The sequence below is a fragment of the Pseudomonas laurylsulfatiphila genome, assembly GCF_002934665.1.
Classification (GTDB): domain Bacteria; phylum Pseudomonadota; class Gammaproteobacteria; order Pseudomonadales; family Pseudomonadaceae; genus Aquipseudomonas; species Aquipseudomonas laurylsulfatiphila.
On sequence record NZ_NIRS01000001.1, the window covers coordinates 104,922 to 122,325 of the forward strand.

Annotated in this window: 17 protein-coding genes; 10 read left to right on the forward strand and 7 right to left on the reverse strand. The window is 59.8% G+C overall.

What is annotated here, in order from left to right:
- Nucleotides 1–2 precede the first annotated feature (2 nt).
- The 5 genes from CD175_RS00410 (at nt 3) to CD175_RS00430 (ending at nt 5,114) form a co-directional block, all read left to right on the forward strand.
- The gene (locus CD175_RS00410; RefSeq protein ID WP_104447207.1) at nt 3–1,475 is read left to right on the forward strand and encodes a mannitol dehydrogenase family protein; all 1,473 of its coding nucleotides are present in this window, start codon (nt 3–5) and stop codon (nt 1,473–1,475) included.
- 147 nt (nt 1,476–1,622) lie between these two features.
- On the forward strand, nt 1,623–3,119 hold the full coding sequence (gene xylB / locus CD175_RS00415; protein ID WP_104447208.1) for a xylulokinase: 1,497 nt from the start codon (nt 1,623–1,625) through the stop codon (nt 3,117–3,119).
- A 13-nt stretch (nt 3,120–3,132) separates the two neighbouring features.
- Entirely contained in the window at nt 3,133–4,077 is a 945-nt protein-coding gene (locus CD175_RS00420; RefSeq protein WP_104447209.1) for a carbohydrate kinase family protein, read from the forward strand.
- 283 nt (nt 4,078–4,360) lie between these two features.
- Entirely contained in the window at nt 4,361–4,627 is a 267-nt protein-coding gene (locus CD175_RS00425; RefSeq protein ID WP_104447210.1) for a DUF2790 domain-containing protein, read from the forward strand.
- 91 nt (nt 4,628–4,718) lie between these two features.
- Nucleotides 4,719–5,114 carry a hypothetical protein gene (locus CD175_RS00430; protein WP_095966704.1) on the forward strand — a complete coding sequence of 132 codons (396 nt, stop codon included), beginning with the start codon at nt 4,719–4,721 and terminating at the stop codon, nt 5,112–5,114.
- On the opposite strand, the gene CD175_RS00435 is transcribed toward CD175_RS00430, so the two are convergent.
- Nucleotides 5,111–5,377: a DUF1652 domain-containing protein gene (locus CD175_RS00435; RefSeq protein WP_104447211.1), complete on the reverse strand. Its 267-nt coding sequence runs from the start codon at nt 5,375–5,377 to the stop codon at nt 5,111–5,113. The two genes, CD175_RS00430 and CD175_RS00435, sit on opposite strands and share 4 nt — an antisense overlap.
- Before the next feature lie 293 nt (nt 5,378–5,670).
- Between CD175_RS00435 and eco the strand changes: the two genes are divergently transcribed.
- Entirely contained in the window at nt 5,671–6,153 is a 483-nt protein-coding gene (eco, locus tag CD175_RS00440) for a serine protease inhibitor ecotin (RefSeq protein ID WP_104447212.1), read from the forward strand.
- Between the two features lie 21 nt (nt 6,154–6,174).
- Here the strand turns inward: eco and ilvA are convergent, their stop codons facing one another.
- Nucleotides 6,175–7,188, reverse strand: a complete 1,014-nt coding sequence (gene ilvA, locus CD175_RS00445; RefSeq protein WP_104447213.1) for a threonine ammonia-lyase, biosynthetic — start codon at nt 7,186–7,188, stop codon at nt 6,175–6,177.
- A 247-nt stretch (nt 7,189–7,435) separates the two neighbouring features.
- Between ilvA and CD175_RS00450 the strand changes: the two genes are divergently transcribed.
- Nucleotides 7,436–7,771: a DUF2834 domain-containing protein gene (locus CD175_RS00450; RefSeq protein WP_104447214.1), complete on the forward strand. Its 336-nt coding sequence runs from the start codon at nt 7,436–7,438 to the stop codon at nt 7,769–7,771.
- A gap of 75 nt (nt 7,772–7,846) precedes the next feature.
- On the opposite strand, the gene CD175_RS00455 is transcribed toward CD175_RS00450, so the two are convergent.
- Both CD175_RS00455 and CD175_RS00460 read right to left on the reverse strand, forming a co-directional pair.
- Nucleotides 7,847–8,770 carry a magnesium transporter CorA family protein gene (locus CD175_RS00455; protein ID WP_104447215.1) on the reverse strand — a complete coding sequence of 308 codons (924 nt, stop codon included), beginning with the start codon at nt 8,768–8,770 and terminating at the stop codon, nt 7,847–7,849.
- A gap of 7 nt (nt 8,771–8,777) precedes the next feature.
- Nucleotides 8,778–10,364: a RimK family ATP-grasp domain-containing protein gene (locus CD175_RS00460; protein WP_104447216.1), complete on the reverse strand. Its 1,587-nt coding sequence runs from the start codon at nt 10,362–10,364 to the stop codon at nt 8,778–8,780.
- A gap of 93 nt (nt 10,365–10,457) precedes the next feature.
- Between CD175_RS00460 and CD175_RS00465 the strand changes: the two genes are divergently transcribed.
- On the forward strand, nt 10,458–11,555 hold the full coding sequence (locus tag CD175_RS00465) for a GNAT family N-acetyltransferase/peptidase C39 family protein (protein ID WP_104447217.1): 1,098 nt from the start codon (nt 10,458–10,460) through the stop codon (nt 11,553–11,555).
- Between the two features lie 101 nt (nt 11,556–11,656).
- Here CD175_RS00465 and CD175_RS00470 read toward each other — a convergent pair whose 3' ends face one another.
- Both CD175_RS00470 and CD175_RS00475 read right to left on the reverse strand, forming a co-directional pair.
- A complete protein-coding gene (locus CD175_RS00470; protein WP_104447218.1) occupies nt 11,657–12,808 on the reverse strand; it encodes a PQQ-dependent sugar dehydrogenase in 1,152 nt (383 codons plus the stop codon).
- A 65-nt stretch (nt 12,809–12,873) separates the two neighbouring features.
- Nucleotides 12,874–13,221 carry a hypothetical protein gene (locus CD175_RS00475; protein WP_104447219.1) on the reverse strand — a complete coding sequence of 116 codons (348 nt, stop codon included), beginning with the start codon at nt 13,219–13,221 and terminating at the stop codon, nt 12,874–12,876.
- Between the two features lie 192 nt (nt 13,222–13,413).
- Here CD175_RS00475 and ku point away from each other — a divergent pair, with 192 nt between their 5' ends.
- Complete coding sequence (ku, locus tag CD175_RS00480; RefSeq protein ID WP_104447220.1) at nt 13,414–14,274, forward strand: non-homologous end joining protein Ku; 861 nt, start codon at nt 13,414–13,416, stop codon at nt 14,272–14,274.
- 39 nt (nt 14,275–14,313) lie between these two features.
- Here the strand turns inward: ku and lpxO are convergent, their stop codons facing one another.
- A complete protein-coding gene (gene lpxO / locus CD175_RS00485) occupies nt 14,314–15,213 on the reverse strand; it encodes a lipid A hydroxylase LpxO (protein ID WP_104447221.1) in 900 nt (299 codons plus the stop codon).
- Between the two features lie 488 nt (nt 15,214–15,701).
- Between lpxO and CD175_RS00490 the strand changes: the two genes are divergently transcribed.
- Nucleotides 15,702–17,288: an ABC-F family ATPase gene (locus CD175_RS00490; protein ID WP_033044478.1), complete on the forward strand. Its 1,587-nt coding sequence runs from the start codon at nt 15,702–15,704 to the stop codon at nt 17,286–17,288.
- Nucleotides 17,289–17,404: the final 116 nt, after the last annotated feature.

A 17,404-nucleotide genomic window follows, 5' to 3' on the forward strand; every position in this document is an offset into this window, starting at 1 on the left:
TGATGAAACTCAATAAACAGAACCTCAACCGCCTCGCACCCGGAGTGGCCCTGCCCGCCTACGCGCTGGGCGATACCCGTCAAGGCATTGCGCACATCGGCGTCGGCGGTTTCCATCGCGCCCATCAGGCGTTTTACACCGATGCGCTGATGAACACCGGAGAAGGCCTGGACTGGGCCATTTGTGGCGTCGGCCTGCGTGCCGAGGACCGTCGCGCCCGTGACGATCTCAAGGACCAGGACTACCTGTTCACCCTGTTCGAGCTCGGCGACGGCGACGACACCGAAGTGCGGGTGATCGGGGCCATCCGCGACATGCTGCTGGCCGAAGACGACACCCGGGCGTTGATCGATAAACTGGCCAGCCCCGAGATCCGCATCGTCTCGCTGACCATCACCGAAGGCGGTTACTGCATTGACGACAGCACCGGTGAGTTCATGGCGCACTTGCCGCAGATCCAGCATGACCTCGCGCACCCCGACACGCCAACGACCGTGTTCGGCTTGCTCTGTGCCGCACTGGCCAGACGCCGCGCCGCCGGTACAGCGGCCTTCACCCTGATGTCCTGCGATAACCTGCCGCACAATGGCGCCGTCACCCGCAAGGCCCTGCTGGCCTTCGCCGCCTTGCACGACAGCCCACTGCGCGACTGGATCGACGCCAACGTCAGTTTCCCCAACGCCATGGTCGACCGCATCACGCCGATGACCAGCACCTCGCACCGTCTGCAACTGGCGGACCAGCACGGGGTGGACGATGCCTGGCCGGTGGTCTGCGAACCCTTTGTGCAATGGGTACTGGAAGACAAGTTCGTCAATGGTCGCCCGGCCTGGGAAAAGGTCGGCGTGCAATTCACCGACGACGTCACGCCCTACGAAGACATGAAGATCAAGCTGCTCAACGGCAGCCATCTGGCGCTGACCTACCTGGGATTCCTGAAGGGTTACCGTTTCGTCCACGAAACCATGAACGACCCGCTCTTCGTGCGCTATATGCGCGCCTACATGGACCTGGACGTGACGCCGCAACTGGCCTCGGTGCCGGGAATCGACCTGACCGGGTACAAAAACACCCTGGTGGCGCGCTTCTCCAATCAGGCCATTGCCGACCAACTTGAACGGGTGTGTTCGGACGGCTCTTCGAAGTTTCCGAAATTCACCGTGCCGACCATCAACCGCCTGATCGCTGATGGCCGCGAGACCAAACGCGCGGCGTTGGTGGTGGCGGCGTGGGCCTTGTACCTGAAGGGCGTGGATGAACATGGCGACACGTACAGCATTCCCGATCCTCGTGCCGAGTTCTGCCAGGCACTGGTGGCCGATGACGTGCTGATCACCCAGCGCTTGCTGGCGGTCGAGGAGATATTTGGTACGGCGATACCCCGCTCGGCGGAGTTTGTCGCGGCGTTCGAGTGGTGCTGCAACAGTTTGCGCGAGGTGGGGGTGTCGCGGACGCTGGAGCGGGTGTTGGCGTAAGGACGGTGGCGTGACAACTGCCGTCTTCGCGAGCAGGCTCGCTCCCACATTGGATATCCGTCGAGCACAACATGTGTGTCCACTGAAGATCTCCTGTGGGAGCGAGCCTGCTCGCGATGAGGGTTTACTGATATCGAAGGATCTTGCATGCCAAACCAACAACTCTTCCTCGGCATCGACTGCGGCACCCAGGGCACCAAGGCCATCATCCTCGACGCAGTCAGTGGTGAAGTGCTCGGCCAGGGCGCGGCCAGCCATAGCCTGATCAGCGCGGCCAATGGCCGCCGCGAACAGGATACCCGTCAGTGGCTGGAAGCCTTCGCCACGGCCACCCGCCGCGCGTTGCTCGCGGCCAGGGTCGATGGCCAGTCGATCCTCGGCATTGGCGTGTCCGGCCAGCAGCATGGCCTGGTGCTGCTTGACGAACAGGGCCAGGTGCTGCGTCCGGCCAAGCTCTGGTGCGACACCGAAACCACGCCGGAGAATGACCGTCTCCTGGCCCACCTGGGCGGCGAAAAGGCTTCGCTGGAACGCCTTGGCGTGGTCATCGCGCCGGGCTATACCCTGTCCAAACTGCTCTGGACCAAAGAGCAGCATCCCGAGGTGTTTTCCCGGATCGCCCGTATCCTGCTGCCCCACGACTACCTCAACCATTGGCTCACCGGCCGCAGTTGCAGCGAATACGGTGATGCCTCGGGCACCGGGTACTTCAATGTGCGTACTCGGCAGTGGGATGTGCAGTTGTTGCGCGACATAGACCCCAGCGGACGCCTGCAAGCCGCGCTACCCGAGCTGATCGACGCGCACCAGGCGGTCGGCACGATTCTGCCGGGGATTGCCGAGCACCTGGGCATCAATCCGCGGGCACAGGTGTCCAGTGGCGGCGGCGACAACATGATGGGGGCCATCGGCACCGGCAATATCCAGCCCGGTGCAATCACCATGAGCCTCGGCTCGTCAGGCACGGTGTACGCCTATGCCGATCAGCCGAACATCGCCCCGGATTCCGCAGTCGCCACCTTCTGTTCTTCCAGTGGCGGCTGGCTTCCATTGATCTGCACCATGAACCTGACCAATGCCACCGGCCTGATTCGCGACCTGCTGGACCTCGACATCGATCAGTTCAACGCACTGGTTGCCGAAGCGCCCATCGGTGCCGAAGGCGTGAGCATGTTGCCGTTCTTCAACGGCGAGCGGGTGCCCGCCCTGCCCCATGCCAGCGGCAGCCTGTCGGGCCTGACCACGAGCAACCTGACCCGGGCCAACCTGTGCCGCGCGGTCGTCGAAGGCACGACGTTCGGTTTGCGCTACGGACTGGACCTGCTACGCCACAATGGCTTACAAAGCCGCAGCATTCGGCTGATCGGTGGTGGTTCGAAAAGCGCGGTGTGGCGGCAGATCGTCGCCGATACCATGAATACCCCCGTGATCTGCACTGAACAAAGCGAGGCCGCGGCCGTGGGTGCGGCGATCCAGGCGGCCTGGTGCGTATCCCGGGCAAACGGAAACGAACTCAGCCTGGCGGACTTGTGCGAGCGCTGCGTGAAACTCGACCCGACCGGTGAAACCCTCCCGGTCGCCGACAATGTACGAGCCAGTCAGCAGGCTTATGAACGCTATCGACAGCATGTCGCAACCCTTTGAAGAGTGAACAACTATGTACCTGGTGTGTGGCGAAGCGCTGTTCGATTTTTTCAGTGAAGACGACGCCGGCGGTCTGGCGTCCAAAGTGAATTTCAAAGCCATCGCCGGTGGCTCGCCGTTCAACGTGGCCGTGGGATTGCGCCGGTTGGGCGTGGATTCGGCGCTGTTGGCCGGGTTGTCCACCGACTACCTGGGCCGGCGCCTGTTGCAGGTGCTGCAGGATGAAGGTGTACGCCAGGACTTCCTGCTGGATTTCGCCGCGCCGACCACCCTGGCGATGGTCGCCGTGGGCGCCAATGGCTCGCCGCAATACAGCTTCCGTGGCGAAGGCTGCGCCGATCGACAGTTGAAACCGGAGCACCTGCCGGCACTCGGGCCTGAAGTGCGCGGCCTGCATATCGGATCGTTTTCCCTGGTGGTGCAGCCGATTGCCGACACCCTGTTGGCATTGGTGCGCCGGGAAAGCGGCAAACGCCTGATCAGCCTCGACCCGAACGTGCGCCTGAACCCGGAACCGGACATTGAACGGTGGCGTAAACGGATCGCAACCCTGGTGGAATTGGCCGACCTGATCAAGGTCAGCGACGAGGACCTGCATCTGTTGTACCCAGGCCAGGATCCGGCGCAAGTGATCGAGGGCTGGATGCGGCATCGCTGCCAGCTGGTGTTCCTGACCCGGGGCGGCGAAGGCGCGACCGTGTTCAGCCGGGCTCACGGCTCGTGGTCGGCTCTGGCTTGCGCGGTAAAAATCGCCGACACCGTGGGCGCAGGGGATACCTTTCAGGCGGCGTTGATTGCCTGGTTGACCGAGCATCGCCTGGATTCGGTGGAGGGTGTGAAACAACTTGGCCGCGAGCAGATTGACGGCATGCTGAAGTTCGCGGTGCAGGCGGCGGCATTGACGTGCAGCAAGACCGGGCCGGATCTGCCTTATCGGGAGCAGTTGGATTTGCGCTGAATTCGAGGGCCTCTTCGCGAGCAGGCTCGCTCCCACAGGGTTCCGGGTTGTTCATGACATTTGTGTCGACACTTGGGCAATGCGAGCCTGCTCGCGATGGTCTTAACTGATACGCAGGATCGCGCCTTCGCGACAGGCGGCGTTCAGCCGGGTTAACCCTCGTTTAACCGTGCGGTCCAACACTTCACTGGACCGCACGCCCTCAGACTGTTCTGACGCCCGGTGCGGCAGGTTCGACAAGCCACACATCGAACTGACTTCCCGTACGCACTGGAGATCGCTGATGAACACTCGCACCTTGCTGGTTACCGCCGCCCTCGCCTGCACCGCGTTTGCCGGCCTGGCCCAGGCCAATGACACCACGACCTCTCAAGCCGTGACCTATCACTACGGCATGCCATTGCATGTCAGCAAAGTGATTTCACTGACCGAGCCGGACACCCTGGAGTGCAAAGTGGTGAAGGCCGACATGAAGTACCTCGATGAAACGGGAAAACCCGCAGAAATCACCTACCGCAAACTTTCCGACGCCTGCGAGAACCAAGGCTGACCGAAACGTCTGATTTGACACCTGGCGGTATTCCTTTGAGGGCCGTGGCGCTATGCTCTAGCGCCTCCCTCACTGCCCGCAAGGATTGGCCATGCAGTTTTCGTTTCGCACGTTGTCGATGTTTACCGCCGCCTTATGCCTTTTGCTGAGCCTGGTCTGGGGTTTGGCACCGCAATGGCTACTGTCGCTCTGGGGTATCGAATTTTCATTCGTGGCGGGATTGGTCGCGCGCCGCACCGCCGTGCTGTTCGCAGCGTTTAGCGTGATCTCTTACCTGGTTCGCAACGCCCCCCCTTGCGCAACCCGCAATGCGCTGAGCCTCGGCTTCGTCGTCGGCTGCTGGGGATTGGCCGTGCTGGGTTTTGCCGAATGGCTCGCCGGCCATGTCGGGCCAGGCATGTTGCTGGCTGTCGGGCTTGAACTGGCGCTGGGCCTGGCGTTCTTCCAGACCCGGCGTGTGTCGGTGGAACTCGAAACTGCAGGTTAAAGCGCTTTGCCCAGCATCGAGTGTGGCTCGACTGCTACGTGATGCTGTCTGGAACGCAGCTGGGCAATCAACTCGTTTATTTCCCGACAACCATTGAGTCCGGAGGCATCGATGCCGGTGACCATCAGATCGAGATGATCGGTTTGGCCGTCGGCATAGATCTTCACGGTCATCGACAGATCCGGTGACAATGTGCACTCGCAACGCTTGGGTAAAAAGCTGCTTTCGATGATATTGCGAAGTTCCAAGGCAGAAAGAAACATGGCGACCCTCTCCTTTGTGAGACTGCCAATAAACATCAACGCTCGCTCGTATGCTCTCTCATATAAAAGCCCGGCAAGCTTCAAGGACAGCTACAGCATAAAACATACCCCGGATTTCGCTGCGCAGCTCATCGGCAAATCAAGGGTTTAGGCCTGTTACCTGTAAAACCTGCCGTGCGGTTTGCATTGTACACCCCTGGCGCCCCTGCAATTTGCACGTTGGGCGCCGCGGGTTTGCATTCGCTGCACACGACAGTGAAAATGCCGCCCTTCACTTCAAGCAAGGAGGCATCATGAATTCTTTGACCGTTAACGCTTTCGCAGCGCTGTTCGCACTGGAGCTTGTCGGCGTGGCGCACGCCGCCAAACTCGAAGACACCGCGCCCTATCCGAAAGCCGGGAACGGTTTTACCCGCCAAGTGATTCACCTCGCGCCACAGTCCCGGGAAGACGACTTCCAGGTCGAGATCCTGGCCGGTAAAACCATGACCGTAGACTGCAATCACCCGCGTCTGGGCGGCATTCTCGAAGAGAAAAACCTCGAGGGTTGGGGCTACCCCTTCTATCGCCTGGAAAAAGTCATTGGCCCGATGAGCACGCTGATGGCCTGCCCGGACGGCACGAGCAAACAGGATTTTGTGCCGGTGGTCGGTGACGGCTTTCTGCTGCGTTACAACAGCAAGCTGCCGCTCGTGCTGTACGTGCCCAAGGACATCGAAGTGCGCTACCGAATCTGGTCGGCGTCGAACAAGGTCGAGAAAGCCATTCAGGAATAACCCGGGCGGCCTGCACCAGGGTCATGCCGGCGCGCCGCTCAACGCGGCGCGCTCGGCCACATGCCCCAGGCTGTCAAAATTGATGTTGGCACCAGAGTCGATGGCGACCAGGGTCTGTCCACGGGCCCCGCTGCGTGCCACGTACTGCTTGATTCCGGCCACGGCCAGCGCACCGGAAGGTTCGGTGATCGAGCGGGTATCGTCGTAGATATTCTTGATGGCGGCGCAAAGCTCGTCATTGCTGACCGTCACCACCTCATCAACGCAAAACCGGCAGACCTCAAAACCGTAAGCGCCGATCTGCGCCACCGCCACCCCGTCGGCGAAGGTGCCGACATTGGGCAGGATGACTCGCTCACCGGCCAGCAACGCGGCTTGCAGGCACGCCGAATGCTCCGACTCGACACCAACGATGCGCACCTGCGGCCGCAAGTATTTGATGTAGGCGGCGATGCCGGCGATCAGCCCCCCGCCACCCACCGGCACGAAGATCGCATCCAGCGGACCTTGCTGCTGACGCAGGATTTCCATGGCCACCGTGCCTTGGCCCGCGATCACATCCGGATCGTCAAAGGGCGAAACAAAGGTGCGACCGCTTTCCCCGGCCAACTCCAGTGCAAAGGCCTGCGCAAACGGAAAACTTTCGCCATGCAATATCGCATCGGCGCCCCGGCTACGAACCCCGATCACCTTCAATTGCGGCGTCGTGCAAGGCATTACGATGGTGGCGCCGATACCCAACTCCCGCGCCGCCAGCGCCACACCCTGCGCATGATTACCGGCAGAAGCCGTGACCACGCCGCGAGCCTTTTGCGTGTCGCTCAGTTGCACCAGCTTGTTGTAGGCGCCGCGGATCTTGAAGGAAAAGGTCGGTTGCAGGTCTTCGCGCTTGAGCAGGATCTGATTGCCCAGTGCCTCGGACAAGGCCGGTGCCGCTTGCAACGGCGTGCGCACCGCCAGTTCATACACCGGCGCGGCAAGGATTTTTTTGACGTAGCGTTCAAGCAGGGCTTGCTGGTCGGTTGTAAAACTCATGGTCGTCTCCTGACATTGATAGGGGCCCGGGAGACAGAAAGTAAAAACCCGCCTCGAGGGCGGGTTGGGTGCTGCAGTCGTGAGCTAGCCCGCCAAATGAGGAATGGCGGTAATAATGCTTGGCTGGCAGCGCAATACGGTGGAAGTCATGGTTCGAAATTAGCCGGGCGTTGATGGCAAGTCAATTGCAAATTTGTGCAGATCACTCCAGGCTGCCGATTCCAGTCATTGCCCAAGGAAGGAACACATGAATGCCATTGCCCTGCCCCTTATCGCCCTGATCGCCTTTGCCGGCTATACCCTTTCGGTGATGCTCCAGGCCGAGCAATCGCTGATCGACTTCGGCATCAGCCTGATATCACGTCCCGATACTGCACAAGTGGTGATCGATCTGTACTTGCTGGCGACGCTGGCGGGTATCTGGATGTACCGGGATGCGCGAAAGCGCGGGCTGTCGACGCTTTCGGTGGTGCCTTATCTATTGATCACCGCTGTGTTTGTGTCGGTTGGGCCATTGTTGTATCTGGTGGTACGCGGGGTTCAGGATCGTAAGAGATTGGCGGCCGCGACTCGGCAAATCTGATCCGGTCCCCTGTGGTGAAGCTGAAATTGCTTTCGCGAGCAGGCTCGCTCCCACAGGGATTGACCTGCATCGCGGTCACTTCGCCAACCGCTTGAGCCCCACCACCATCGCCCCCGCCCCGATCATCATCGTCGACAGCAGCAAGGGGTACGAAACCCACCACGGCGTTCCCGCCGTCATCATGCTGAACTCGGACATGCCGCCGATGCTCGCAATCAGGTTCAACGGCAAAAACACCACGTTGATCAACGTCAGCTTGCGCAGCAGGTTGTTCATGCTGTTGTTCATCAGGTTGCCCCGGGCGTCGATGAGGCCGGAGAACACCGTTGAATAGATTTCCGCCTGCTTGTAACACTGGTTGTTTTCGATGATCAGGTCATCGATCAGGCTGATGGCCTCGGCGTTGAAGCCCTGCTTTTGCGCATGATTTCGCAGTCGGTTCAGGACGGCGCCATTGCTGTGAATCGCATTGATGTAATAGATCAGGCTTTCACTGAGGTTGAACATCTGGATCAGATGCTGATTCTGCATCGAGGCATTGAATTTCTGCTGCAACTCCCGGGCGATCAATTTGATCACCTTCAAGTGCCCCAGGTAGTGGTGGATGTTGTTGAACAGCAGATCGAGCAGGACATCCAGTGGCGTGTCGAGCGCCTGGCGCTTGCCGAGCCCGTTGAGCGGTGCGTCATCGGTGGCGATCACCAGCAAGCGCCCAGGAGAAAACAGCAGGCCACAGGATGACACCTGGAACCCAAGGTTGTCGGCGCCGGAGTAACTGTCCGGACGCTTCCAGATCAGGAACAGGTTGTCGGGATGGAATTCGATGCGCGACACCTCGTCAGGGTCGAGCGCCGAGGCCAAGGCGTGTTCGTCGAGTTTGAAATGACTGTGCAGCAGGTCGCGCTCGGCCGCATCGGGGTGACTGAACAGCATCACCTCGGCGTCCAGTCGCTCGACGGCCTGCAGCGTTCCACCGCTCAACTGAAAGCTCTTGATCATCGCTGCTTCACCAGGCCTGGCCGCGACGTTTAAGCTCCAGACGCCGAACGAACTCTTCCAGCACCAGTGAGTACAGATCGTCCTGCAGGTAGGCGTCTTCGATGCCGGCGTCCAGGTTCGGGTTGTCGTTGACCTCGATCACCACCACTTTGTCGCCGGACTGTTTGAGGTCGACCCCGTAGAGGCCGTCGCCGATCAGGTTGGCCGTCTTCACCGCCAGTTCCACCACCGCCCGCGGCGCTTCGTGAACCGCCAGGGTGCGGCATTCACCGTTGATGTCCTGGCCCTTGGCCTTGTGGTTGTAGATTTGCCAGTGGCCCTTGGACATGAAGTACTGGCAGGCAAAGATCGGTTTGCGGTTGAGCACGCCAATGCGCCAGTCGTACTCGGTGTAGAAGAACTCCTGGGTCAGCAACAGCACCGAGTGTTCGAATAGTTCGGCGGTGGCTTCGAGCAACGCCTGCTGGCTCTCGACCTTGATCACGCCCCGGGAGAAACAACCATCGGGGATCTTCAACACCAGCGGAAAGCCCAGTCGTTCGCCCACCCGTTCAAAGTCTTCCGGTCGCTCCTTGTAGAGGATTTCAGTGGCGGGCATGCCCAGTTGATGACTCTTGAGCAGGTCGGTCAGATACACCTTGTTGGTGCAGCGCAGGATCGACGTCGGGTCGTCCATCACCACCAGCCCTTCGCTCTCGGCTTTCTTGGCGAAGCGATAGGTATGGTTGTCGACGCTAGTGGTCTCGCGGATCAGCAGGCCGTCGTATTCCGCTATCCGTGCATAGTCCTTGCGCTCGATCAGTTCGACGTCGATGCCCAGGGTCCTGCCGACCCGAACGAAGTTGTCCAGCGCCCTGGCATTCGACGGTGGCAGGGCTTCCTGAGGATCGTGCAGGATGGCCAGGTCGTAACGGGCCAGCCGTCGTGAGCGCGGCAGGCGCCAGATCTTGCGACTGAAACTGTCGAGGGAGTGGGCAAATTGATCTTCCTGATCCTCCCGTAACTTATGCAACGCCCCCGACTTGATGCCTTCGATATGCCAGCCGTTAGTTCGGCGAAATTCAACTAACAAGATCGGACAGGCAAACACTTCAAATAATTGCCTGGCCAAATCCTGCAATGGTTCGATATTGGTCTTGCCAAAATACAACGTCAGGGTAAACCCTTCAGTGTCACTGTAAGCATGATGACTGAGGGCTTTTTCCAGGGTTTTATCCAGGTCGTCAAGGGCCAGGCCATAAAGGGATTTGCGGGTCAGTTCGCTGATGGTTCGCACCGACGGAATGACCTTGTGCCCACGGGCTTCCGCCAGCAGCGAGCAGTAATAACCGTGCCCCAGGTACTTGTAGCTGCGGCACAGGTTGATGACCTGCACGCGCTTGCCCTGCCCATTGTCGCGGGTTTGCTCCAGATATTCCTGGGCCGTGACGATGTCCTCGCTGGGAAAATAGGAGCCCCAGTCTTCCTTGCGTTCGACGATGATAATCAACTGGCTGGAAGTTTTATTGGAGTCATTTAAATAAGTTGCCGAAGTGATTGCTGTCGGCAAAGTTTGCTCGGATACTTCGCGCCAATGACCTTGTACCGCTGACATAGTGATTGATCCGTTGGAGAACAAGACCTTTCCTATTAAGCACGAACTTTTTCGAAAGTCCCGTTTCGTTACGCAACTTTTACGGCGGTCATTATGAATACAGTTTTTCGTTTGGCGGTAATAGAGGACTTACCCGCACTGCTGCAACTTGAAGAGCAATGCTTTACCACCGACCGGCTCAACAGTCGCAGCTTTCAATGGATGATCAGCCGCGCCAACGGGCAACTGCTCGTGGCCCAGCGCGGCGAGCATCTGCTGGGTTACGCCCTGGTGCTTTTCCATCGAGGTACGTCGCTGGCGCGTCTCTATTCGATCGCCATCGCGGCTCAGGCGCGGGGCAATGGCCTGGGCAAGCAACTGCTCGATCGCACCGAGGCCATTGCCCTGGAACACGATTGCGCCTATTTGCGTCTGGAGGTGCGTCTCGACAATCCGGCGGCGATTGCCCTGTATGAACGTAACGGGTACCGGCGGTTTGCCCTGATCCACGACTACTATCAGGACCACGCCGATGCGTTGCGCCTGGAAAAACGCATCCTCCAGCACCGCGAATCACGCAACATCCAAGTGCCCTACTACCCACAGACCACCGATTTCACCTGCGGTCCGGCCTGCCTGCTCATGGCCATGGGCGCGTTGCAGCCGGGACGTTTGCTGGAGCGGCGTGAAGAACTGCAAATCTGGCGCGAGGCAACCACCGTGTTCATGACCTCCGGCCACGGGGGTTGCAGCCCGCAAGGCCTGGCATTGGCGGCCTGGCGCCGCGAGTTTCGGGTGCGCCTGCAACTGAGCAAGGCCGGGCCGTTGTTCCTTGACGGGGTGCGCGATGAGCATAAAAAAGACGTAATGCGCCTGGTGCACGAGGAGTTCACCGCGCAGCTGCTTGCCAGTGACGTCGTGTGCGAGATCGGCGGGCCACTGGATCTTGCGCAACTGCTGGAGCATGGCGGGCAACCGTTGGTGCTGATCAGCAGCTATCGCCTGACCCGCTCCAAATCGCCGCACTGGGTGATAGTGACCGATTGCGATGAAGAATTTGTCTATCTGCATGATCCCGATGTGGACCACAGCCAGCATCGCCAGGCCATGGACTGCCAGCACCTGCCGGTCAGCCATGGGAAGTTCGAGAAGATGTGCAGCTTTGGCCGGGACAAATTGAGGGCGGCTGTGATTGTGTATGGACAGAAGTAGTCGCTATTTCTGTGGTGGTTCTCACACCGCCTTCGCGCTCCCACACTTGAAATGCATTCCCCTGTGGGAGCGGGCTTGCTCGCGAAGGCGGCGTGTGGGCTTCACTTCAATCCGACTTTGTACAACGCACCATCCTCTTCATCGGTCAACACATACAAATACCCATCCGGCCCCTGCCGCACATCGCGAATTCGCTTTCTCAACGCCCCGAGCAAGCGCTCCTCGTGCACCACCTTGTCGCCATCGAACTCGAGGCGGATCAGCTCCTGGCTGACCAACGCGCCGATGAACACGTTGCGCTGCCAGGGCTTGAACCGATCGGCATCGTAGAACGCCATGCCGCTCAGGCCCGGGGACTTTACCCAGACATGGTTCGGGGCAACGGTGCCTTCAACGGTTTCCCCCCTGGCTTCGGGAATCGGTTTACCGGAGTAGTTGATGCCATGGGTCGCCAGCGGCCAGCCGTAATTCCTGCCCCGCTCGATGATGTTGATTTCATCGCCGCCCAGCGGGCCATGTTCGTTTTCCCACAGCGTGCCGTTCCACGGGTTGAGCGCCGCGCCTTGCGGGTTGCGTTGCCCGTAGGACCAGATCTCCGGGCGCACGTTGGCCTGGCCGACAAAAGGGTTGTCCTTGGGTACCGTGCCATCCGGATAGATGCGTACCACCTTGCCTTGCAGCTTGTCGAGGTCCTGGGCGGTCGGGCGGTCGTTGTTTTCCCCCAGCGTCACGAACAGATAGCCGTCGCGATCGAACACCAGCCGCGAACCAAAATGGTTGCCTTCCGAGAGTTTGGGTTCCTGGCGCAGGATTACCTGGAAATCCTTGATCGCCGTCAGATCGTCGGAGAGCCGGCCGCGCCCCACCGCAGTACCGGCCTTGTTATCCTCACCACCCCCTTCGGCATAGGACAGATAGACCATCCGGTCCTGTTTGAAATCGGGTGACAGCGCCACGTCGAGCAAGCCGCCCTGGGCCTTGGCCCAGACCGTTGGCACGCCATTGAGCGGTGCCGACAGCTTGCCGTCGGCGGTCACCAGCCGCAGGTTGCCGGGCCGCTCGGTGACCAGCATGCTTTTACCATCCGGCAGGAATGCCAGCGACCAGGGGTGCTCCAACCCCGTCACGACGGTGGTCACCTCGAGTGTGCCTTCTTCGCTTTTCATTGTCTGGGTGGCCGCGGCAAGCACAGGGACAGTGGCGGTGATCAATACGCTGGCACAGAGGATCGCCAATGGGTTTTTGCGCAACATGCAGACTCCTTTTCTGATGACCATGAGGTCGGAAAAAAATAGTGGCCACGCGTCATGCCGGCCACTCAACGATTGCCGGTGCCGGCGTCTCGTGGCGCAGGATTGGGAATGAATGTCGGTGGGCGGGCGGGAGCGCTCCGCTCGGGATAGCGATTACCGATGCCGCCGTTGTCCAGTGTCGGCGGGCGCGGGACCGGCACGGTATTGGGCCCGCGAATGGCCGGGGCACTGGGCCGGGTGCCTTGCATGCTGTTGGGGTTGGCCCGGTTGATCGGGCTGCTGTAAGGATTGTTGTTGGTGCTGCCCGGCAGATTCTGGGCCACGCGCAACGAAGCAGAGGTGTCGGCCTCGACCAGTGGCACCAGCATGGCACTCAAGGCTAGCGCAAGGGCGCCAGACACGTATCGGTTCATGGGAGGGCCTCTCTACGTCGCGTGGATAAGGACTTCGATACCACGCTACGCCCAGGGTTCGGATTTGTTAATCAAAACCGCCCCGGAAGATGCAATACGACGTCAATCCGGCCGACGGAACCGTCACGCGGAGCACGGAAACTTTTGTCCAAGACCGCAGGTCACCTGAACATCACTCGCGAGTAGACGACCATGGCACGGGCAATCTGGAAAGGCGCAATCAGCTTCGGACTGGTGCATATCCCCGTGGCGCTGGTCTCGGCAACGTCCTCCCAGGGCGTCGATTTCGACTGGCTCGACAGCCGCAGCATGGACCCGGTGGGCTATAAGCGTGTCAACAAGGTCACGGGCAAGGAAGTCACCAAGGAGCACATCGTCAAGGGCGTGCAATACGAAAAGGGCCGGTACGTGGTGCTCAGTGAGGAGGAGATCCGCAGCGCTCACCCGCTCTCGACCCAGACCATCGACATTTTTTCCTTTGTCGACGCCGAGCAGATTCCCTTGCAGAACATCGACACGCCTTACTACCTGGCGCCCGACAAGCGCGGCGGCAAGGTCTATGCCCTGCTGCGCGAAACCCTGAGCAAAACCGGCAAGGTCGCCCTCGCCCATGTGGTACTGCATACCCGACAGCACCTGGCCGCGCTGATGCCGCTGGAGTCGGCGCTGGTGCTGGTGATGCTGCGCTGGCCGGCGGAAGTCCGAAGCCTCGATGAGTTGGCGCTGGGCAGCGAAGTGACCCGGCCGGAACTGGCCAAGGGCGAACTGGACATGGCCAGGCGCCTGGTGGAGGACATGAGCGCCCAGTGGACACCGCAAGACTATCGGGATGGTTTCGAGGACAAGATCATGGCCCTGGTGGACAAGAAGGCCCATGAAGGCAAGATTGAAGACGTCGAAACCGCCTCGGGTGAAGAGCTACGTAAAACGGCGGATGTCATTGACCTGACCGAGCTGCTCAAGCGTAGCCTGGGCAGCAAGGGTGCCGGGAAAGCAACGGCAAAGCCCAACGCGAGCAGCAAACCGGCCGCGAAGAAGAAAGTCAGCAAGTGATTGGCTGGATGTCCGGGCCTCTTCGTCTGGACACACCCCTCAGATCAGAATGATGACCACCAGCAATCCGGCGAAAATCGACCACTTTTCGAGGTAGTAAAGCTTGCGATTGCGTTTTTTCAGTTGCTTGCCGTGCAGGCGAACCTTGTAGATCTTGCCGAACAGGCGGTTGAGGCCGCCGGTCCTGTCGCCCGCCTCGTTGGGCGCACCCGCCGCTGACATCACATGGCGACTGAACCAGCGATTGAATGCAGCTGCCCACCTGTATTTCATCGGGCGCTCGACGTCGCAGAACAAAATGATGCGGTTCTGCTGCGTGGTGTTTTCCGCGTAATGAATGTAAGTCTCATCGAACATCACCGCTTCGCCATCGCGCCAATGGTAGTCCTGGCCATCGACATTGATGTAGCAACCCTCGGCGTTGGGGGTTTCCAGACCCAGGTGATAACGGTACGAACCGGCATACGGGTCGCGGTGGCGCACCAGTCTGGATCCCGGTGGCAACTCGGCGAACATTGCCGCCTTGATCGAACCAATGCCCTGCACCAGCTCGGTGGTGCGCGGGCAGAGCTTCATGGCCGATGGATGGCTGTCGCCGTACCACTTGAGATAGAAGCGCTTCCAGCCGGTCTTGAAAAACGAGTTGAAACCGACGTCATCGAATTGGTCCGAACGCTTGATCTCGCCGGCCCGAAGCAAATTCTGGCCTTCGGCACGAATTTCTTCCCAATGCGCCTGCAGCGGACGCAGGTCGGGGAAGTCGGCCGGGTCGAGATAGGGTTTGTTGGGGATTTTCGAAAACAGATAAAGAAAGCAATTGATCGGCGCCAGAAACGTCGAGTGATCACTCAACTGGCGACCCAGCTTATGGCGCACTTGGCCACGCAGGTGGACATACGCAATAGAGACAACGTAGATAACGGCAATGATCAGTTTCACGGAAATCGTCACACGTCAGAAGAAAACAAACTGCGCCCTTTACCGGCATGCCGGTCCCCGGGTCTTGTGCAGCGGCTGAAAACGAAACAGCGGCCCTGTAGCGCCATCGAGCTACGCCGACGATCGGCGCTTAGGCGACGGATGGCATTTTAGCCACAGTTTGTAACCAATAGTTAACCTGTAACTGTGAAAAACTGTCTACAAAACCCGCCGAAACGTCACTGCGGCCTCAACGCCCTATCGTTTAAAGAGCCAGACCAGTACAATCGCCGCCAAACTTTACGCGCCCCCAGGTTGAAAGCGGAAAAATCCCCTTTCAGCGCACGTCGACTCGGGTCAGGCGCGCCACATGCTGCTGTCCACTTAATGCCAGATGGAACTTCCACTGCCGATCGGGATGAATGTCCTGAGGTCCGGACAGTGGAAACGGGTACTGAACCGGTACTGCCGCAACCCTAGCTACTCTGAATGCTTCGCAGGAAAAACCTTTGATTTCTACAGCTAACATCACGATGCAGTTCGGCGCCAAGCCGCTCTTCGAAAACGTTTCGGTCAAGTTCAACGGTGGCAACCGTTACGGCCTGATCGGCGCCAACGGTTGCGGCAAGTCGACCTTCATGAAGATCCTCGGCGGCGACCTCGAGCCGTCCGGCGGCCAGGTCATGCTGGAGCCGAACGTGCGCCTGGGTAAATTGCGCCAGGACCAGTTCGCCTACGAAGAATTCACCGTGATCGACACCGTGATCATGGGTCACGAAGAGCTGTGGAAGGTCAAGGCCGAGCGCGACCGCATCTACTCGCTGCCGGAAATGAGCGAAGAAGACGGCATGGCCGTGGCCGAGCTGGAAACCGAATTCGCCGAAATGGATGGCTACACCGCCGAATCCCGCGCCGGTGAACTGCTGCTGGGCCTGGGTATTCCCCTGGAACAGCATTTTGGTCCGATGTCTGAAGTGGCTCCGGGCTGGAAACTGCGCGTATTGCTGGCCCAGGCGCTGTTCTCCGATCCGGAAGTGCTGTTGCTCGACGAACCGACCAACCACCTGGACATCAACACCATTCGCTGGCTGGAATCGATTCTCACCGTGCGTAACAGCACCATGATCATCATTTCCCACGACCGTCACTTCCTCAACAGTGTCTGCACCCACATGGCCGACCTGGACTATGGCGAGCTGCGCCTGTTCCCGGGCAACTACGACGAGTACATGACCGCGGCGACCCAATCCCGCGAGCAACTGCTGTCGGACAACGCCAAGAAGAAAGCCCAGATCGCCGAACTGCAAACGTTCGTCAGCCGCTTCTCGGCCAACGCCTCGAAAGCCAAGCAGGCCACTTCCCGCGCCAAGCAGATCGACAAGATCCAGCTGGCCGAAGTCAAGCCATCGAGCCGCGTGAGCCCGTTCATCCGCTTCGAACAGACCAAGAAGCTGCACCGCCAGGCCGTGACCATCGAGCAGATGTCCAAGGGCTTCGACGGCAAGACCCTGTTCAAGAACTTCAGCTTCACCGTCGAAGCCGGCGAGCGCGTGGCGATCATCGGCCCGAACGGCATCGGCAAGACCACCCTGCTGCGTACCTTGATGGGTGAATTGACCCCGGACGCCGGTTCCGTGAAGTGGACCGAAAGCGCGGAGCTGGGCTACTACGCCCAGGACCACGCCCATGACTTCGAAGACGACGTCAGCCTGTTCGACTGGATGGGCCAGTGGACCCAGGGCGAGCAGATCATTCGCGGTACCTTGGGTCGCATGCTGTTCTCCAACGACGAGATCCTCAAGTCGGTCAAGGTCATTTCCGGTGGTGAGCAAGGCCGCATGCTGTTCGGCAAGCTGATCCTGCAAAAGCCGAACGTACTGGTGATGGATGAACCGACCAACCACCTGGACATGGAATCCATCGAGGCGCTGAACCTGGCGCTGGAAAACTATCCGGGCACGCTGATCTTCGTCAGCCACGACCGTGAGTTCGTATCGTCCCTGGCCACCCGCATCATCGAGTTGAGCCCGAACGGCGTGACCGACTTCAGCGGCACCTATGACGACTACCTGCGCAGTCAGGGTGTGGTGTTCTAAGGGCTACCAAAAGCCTTTAGCTGTAAGTGAAAAGCCCTGTCCTTTGTGACGGGGCTTTTTGTTTTTGAAGATCTAGAGATCGCAGCCTTCGGCAGCTCCTACAGGGTGTACGCCGT

Coding starts and splice junctions, on each gene's coding strand:
- CD175_RS00410 (WP_104447207.1), top strand. CDS start 3: ATGAAACTCAATAAACAGAACCTCAACCGCCTCGCACCCGGAGTGGCC.
- xylB (WP_104447208.1), top strand. CDS start 1,623: ATGCCAAACCAACAACTCTTCCTCGGCATCGACTGCGGCACCCAGGGC.
- CD175_RS00420 (WP_104447209.1), top strand. CDS start 3,133: ATGTACCTGGTGTGTGGCGAAGCGCTGTTCGATTTTTTCAGTGAAGAC.
- CD175_RS00425 (WP_104447210.1), top strand. CDS start 4,361: ATGAACACTCGCACCTTGCTGGTTACCGCCGCCCTCGCCTGCACCGCG.
- CD175_RS00430 (WP_095966704.1), top strand. CDS start 4,719: ATGCAGTTTTCGTTTCGCACGTTGTCGATGTTTACCGCCGCCTTATGC.
- CD175_RS00435 (WP_104447211.1), bottom strand. CDS start 5,377: ATGTTTCTTTCTGCCTTGGAACTTCGCAATATCATCGAAAGCAGCTTT.
- eco (WP_104447212.1), top strand. CDS start 5,671: ATGAATTCTTTGACCGTTAACGCTTTCGCAGCGCTGTTCGCACTGGAG.
- ilvA (WP_104447213.1), bottom strand. CDS start 7,188: ATGAGTTTTACAACCGACCAGCAAGCCCTGCTTGAACGCTACGTCAAA.
- CD175_RS00450 (WP_104447214.1), top strand. CDS start 7,436: ATGAATGCCATTGCCCTGCCCCTTATCGCCCTGATCGCCTTTGCCGGC.
- CD175_RS00455 (WP_104447215.1), bottom strand. CDS start 8,770: ATGATCAAGAGCTTTCAGTTGAGCGGTGGAACGCTGCAGGCCGTCGAG.
- CD175_RS00460 (WP_104447216.1), bottom strand. CDS start 10,364: ATGTCAGCGGTACAAGGTCATTGGCGCGAAGTATCCGAGCAAACTTTG.
- CD175_RS00465 (WP_104447217.1), top strand. CDS start 10,458: ATGAATACAGTTTTTCGTTTGGCGGTAATAGAGGACTTACCCGCACTG.
- CD175_RS00470 (WP_104447218.1), bottom strand. CDS start 12,808: ATGTTGCGCAAAAACCCATTGGCGATCCTCTGTGCCAGCGTATTGATC.
- CD175_RS00475 (WP_104447219.1), bottom strand. CDS start 13,221: ATGAACCGATACGTGTCTGGCGCCCTTGCGCTAGCCTTGAGTGCCATG.
- ku (WP_104447220.1), top strand. CDS start 13,414: ATGGCACGGGCAATCTGGAAAGGCGCAATCAGCTTCGGACTGGTGCAT.